Annotated in this window: 1 protein-coding gene; it reads left to right on the top strand. The window is 57.2% G+C overall.

Annotated features, from left to right (window positions below):
* Positions 1 to 934, top strand: a 934-nt coding sequence (locus HMPREF3174_RS05060) for an IS256 family transposase (RefSeq protein WP_070448136.1), incomplete at its 5' end; no start/stop codon positions are given.
* Between the last annotated feature and the right edge of the window lie 66 nt (positions 935 to 1,000).

The raw sequence follows: 1,000 nt of genomic DNA, 5'->3' as shown, positions 1-1,000 counted from the left end.
AGCCTTATCGACTGTGATCGCGACCTGCTATCTCAAAGGGGTTTCCACCCGTAGGATGAACGATCTGGTGGCAACACTTGGGATTTCCAACATGTCGAAATCCCAAGTCTCACGCATGTCAGAAGAACTCGACGAGATGGTCGAAGACTTCAAAAACCGCCCCCTGAACCCCGGCGGGTATGCCTACCTGTCGTGTGATGCACTGACGATCAAAGTGCGTGAAGGCGGCCGGGTGGTCAAATGCTGCCTACTACTTGCCACCGGTGTCAACGCCGACGGCTACCGCGAAATACTCGGCATGCATGTCGCCACCGCGGAATCCAACGCGTCGTGGAAAGGCTTCTTCCAGGACTTAAAAGCCCGCGGGCTTCGTGGTGTCTTCCTTATCACCAGTGACGCCCACGAAGGCATCCAGCACGCTATTTCTGAAGTGCTGCCTGATGCGTCGTGGCAGCGGTGCCGCACCCACTTCGCGAAAAACCTCTACGAAAAGGTCCCGAAGACACAGTGGCCGATGGTCTCTGCGATGTTCCAGACCATCTTCCAGCAACCCGATGCCTCATCTACTTGGGGACAAGCCCGGGAGGTCGTCGACTTGTTGGAGCCGAAATTCCCGCAGGTTGCGGCCTATCTGGAGGAGTCGCTTGATGAGGTGTTGGCGTTTACCGCAGCGCCGAAACCAGTCTGGACGAAGGTGTGGTCGAACAACCCCACCGAGCGGTTAAACAGGGAGATCCGCCGGCGCACCGATGTCGTGGGCATCTTCCCGAACCGCGAATCCATCATCCGGCTTGTCGGTGCGGTTCTTGCCGAGCAGCACGACGATTGGATCCAACAAAAGCGCTACATGTCACTGTCCGCACTCGAACACACCAAACACCTCATGCACCACCCAGGAGGTGATCATGGCGACCAACACCAGCTAACCGCCTAACCCAAAACCCCGAACTTCATACCGAGCCGAAAGCTAGACCGCTACACCACTACACGGGACTTGACC

This window comes from Trueperella sp. HMSC08H06, from assembly GCF_001808465.1.
Taxonomy (GTDB): domain Bacteria; phylum Actinomycetota; class Actinomycetes; order Actinomycetales; family Actinomycetaceae; genus Trueperella; species Trueperella bernardiae.
The sequence above is the reverse complement of the archived record's forward strand: the minus strand, read 5'-3'. Positions and strand labels throughout refer to the sequence as shown.